Origin of the sequence: Microbacterium sp. (assembly GCF_049661145.1) — a bacterium.
Lineage (GTDB): Bacteria > Actinomycetota > Actinomycetes > Actinomycetales > Microbacteriaceae > Microbacterium.
Genome location: NZ_JBASZT010000214.1, coordinates 1 through 2966 on the forward strand (window position 1 = coordinate 1; position 2966 = coordinate 2966).

Annotated in this window: 4 protein-coding genes; all 4 read right to left on the bottom strand. The window is 69.2% G+C overall.

What is annotated here, in order from left to right:
- Positions 1 to 477: DUF501 domain-containing protein (locus tag WBP48_RS09150; RefSeq protein ID WP_424439303.1), on the bottom strand; the 477-nt coding region annotated here is incomplete at its 3' end.
- A 104-nt stretch (positions 478 to 581) separates the two neighbouring features.
- On the bottom strand, positions 582 to 1094 hold the full coding sequence (locus WBP48_RS09155; protein WP_424439294.1) for a septum formation initiator family protein: 513 nt from the start codon (positions 1092 to 1094) through the stop codon (positions 582 to 584).
- Positions 1095 to 1180: 86 nt separating this feature from the next.
- Positions 1181 to 2461 (bottom strand): phosphopyruvate hydratase, encoded by a 1281-nt coding sequence (gene eno, locus WBP48_RS09160; RefSeq protein WP_424439297.1) that lies wholly within the window; start codon positions 2459 to 2461, stop codon positions 1181 to 1183.
- A gap of 127 nt (positions 2462 to 2588) precedes the next feature.
- A partial coding sequence (locus tag WBP48_RS09165) for an O-methyltransferase (RefSeq protein WP_424439300.1) occupies positions 2589 to 2966 on the bottom strand: 378 nt, incomplete at its 5' end.

Below are 2966 nucleotides of genomic sequence, written 5' to 3' on the forward strand. Positions count from 1 at the left end.
CGCTACGCCCCGCGCGGTGCGCGGTTGCGCGCAGGTGCAACGCTCGGGCGACCAACCGCCACGCTCCAGGGCGAGATCGCCGATCGGGTTGACTCCGGAGCCGGCGGCGAGGGCATGGGCGGCGAGCGCGTGCAGGCACTTGACGCGCGTCGGCATTCCGCCCGCAGAGACGCCCTCGATCTCGGGCACGTCGCCGTACACGGCGCGGTCGGACAGGTACGCGTGGTGCGCCGCAGCGTACGACGCCGCGACATCGGCGTCGGTCTCGAGCAGCTCGCCGAACTCGCGCATCACCTGTCCGGCCTCCAGTGCCGACATCGCCGCCGTCGCGCCGGGGTGGGTGAGGTAGTAGAACGTCGGAAACGGCGTCCCGTCCGGCAGCCGCGGGTCCGTCGCGACGACCGTCGGATTGCCGCACACGCACCGGGCCGCGATGCCGACGACACCACGCATGGGCCGCCCGAGCTGCGCGTGCATGACCTCGAGGTCGGCGGCGGTCGCGGACGTCAGCGCAGGATGGAGTCTCGGCTGTGGATGCGGCACGTTTCCAGGCTACCGGCGCGCGCTGACCGCGCGCTGGGTCACTCGCCGGGCCCGACCGCGGTCTGGGTCAGTCCCGCATTCGCGATCGAGCGGACGAGCTGCGACATCCAGTCCGGCCTCGCCTCTTCGACCTCGTCGCTTACGGCGGACTGCTCCTTGGGGATCGCGGTATCCGGCAGGTCGTCGTCGACGAGGTACACGACCTCGCCGGGTCGAAAGTAGTACAGCCGTGCCCGCGCCTGCGACGCGATGTACGAGGGGTCGGCCCAGCGATCCTTCTCCTGCTCGAGCGCGGCGACCTGGTCGGTAGTCACGCGAACGGAGTTCTCCAGCGCGGCGATCTGCTGGCGTTGACCGAGGTAGGTGCCGACCGTGGGCACGAGGACGAACACGGCGAGCACAACGAGGCCCAGCATGATCGCGGTGAAGGCCGAGAAACGGATGCCGCCCGCCCACTCCCGCACGTCGACGCGGCGAGCATGAGAAGTCTGGGCGCCACCGGCATGAGAAGAGGGAGCCGGCGCGGCGCGCCCGGCTCCCTCTCTCGTCATGCGACCAGCCTACGCGGCTCAGCTTTTTCCGTGGCGCTGCCGCGCCGCGGGGCAGGAGAGCCTGACCCAGGTAGTGAGACTTCGGCTCAGCCCTTGAAGCGCGGGAACGCTCCGCGGCCGGCGAAGACCGCGGCATCCCCCAGCTCTTCCTCGATGCGCAGCAGCTGGTTGTACTTCGCGACACGCTCGCTGCGGGCGGGCGCACCGGTCTTGATCTGGCCGGCGTTGACCGCGACGACGAGGTCGGCGATGGTCGTGTCCTCGGTCTCGCCGGAACGGTGCGAGAGCATGGAGCGGTAGCCGCTCTGCGTCGCGAGGGCGATGGCATCGAGCGTCTCGGACAGCGTGCCGATCTGGTTGACCTTGACCAGCAGCGCGTTGGCGACCCCGAGGTCGATACCCTTCTGCAGGCGGACCGGGTTCGTGACGAACAGGTCGTCGCCGACGAGCTGCACCTTGTCGCCGATGGCGTCGGTGAGGTGCTTCCAGGCATCCCAGTCGTCCTCGGCGAGGGCGTCCTCTATCGTGACGACGGGGTAGTTCGCAACGAGGTCGGCGAAGTAGTCGGTCAGTTCCTCGGCCGTCCACGGCTTGCCCTCGACGGTGTAGACGCCGTCCTTGAAGAACTCGGTGGCGGCGACGTCGAGGCCAACGGCCACGTCGGTGCCGGGCGTGAAGCCGGCCTTCTCGATGGCCTTGACGAGGAAGTCCAGGCCCTCGCGGTTGCTCGGCAGGTCGGGGGCGAAGCCGCCCTCGTCGCCGAGGCCGGTGGCGAAGCCCGCCGCCTTCAACTCACCCTTGAGGGTGTGGTACACCTCGGTGCCCCAGCGCAGTGACTCGCTGTAGGTCTCGGCACCGATCGGCGCGAGGAAGTACTCCTGGAAGTCGATGCCGTTGTCGGCGTGCTCGCCGCCGTTGATGACGTTGAACAGGGGAACGGGCAGCACGTGCGCGTTCGGGCCACCGAGGTAGCGGAACAGCGGCAGGTCGGCGGCGTCGGCGGCGGCCTTGGCGACCGCGAGCGACACGCCGAGGATGGCGTTCGCGCCGGTGCGCGACTTGTTCTCGGTGCCGTCGGTGGCGATGAGGATCTCGTCGATGACGCGCTGCTCGCTGGCCTCGAGGCCCTCGATGGCGGGGCCGAGTTCGTCGATGACGGCGCCCACCGCCTTCAGCACGCCCTTGCCGCCGTAGCGGCTCTTGTCACCGTCACGCAACTCGTACGCTTCGAACGCGCCGGTGGATGCGCCGGAGGGGACGGCCGCACGCTGAACAGTTCCGTCGTCGAGCAGCACCTCCACTTCGACAGTCGGGTTGCCACGCGAATCCAAGATCTCGCGTGCGCCTACAGCCTCAATAAGTGCCACAGGGGACTCCTTGCTTGTGGAGGATGATTCTCGGAGCGTCACCGGAATGTGATTCTGCTCCGATTTCGAGCATAGTGATCCGGATGCCGCGGCCACAGGCCACCCACCGGATCAAACACTCACACTGTCACGTGATGAGCGCGATGGCGATGCCGTCCCAGCCCTTCGCGTCGAGAGTCTGGAGCGCCGTCGCGTCGAAACGCGGATCGTCCCGCAGCATCGCAAGGCCCGCGCGCACGCCCGTGACCTGGGCGCTGTCGTCCAGCGGGTCCGCGACGCGGCCCGAGCGCACGACGTTGTCGACGACGACGAGCGTGCCAGAACGTCCGAGCCGCACCGCCCAGTCCAGGTAGATCGTGTTCGACTCCTTGTCCGCGTCGATGAAGACGAGGTCGAACGGGGCCGCGCTGCCGTCGGTGATGGCGCCGGCGAGCGTCGGCAGCACGTCGGCGCCGCGCCCCACGAGGATCTCGACCTTCGCGCCGACGCCGGCTCGGTCGATGCT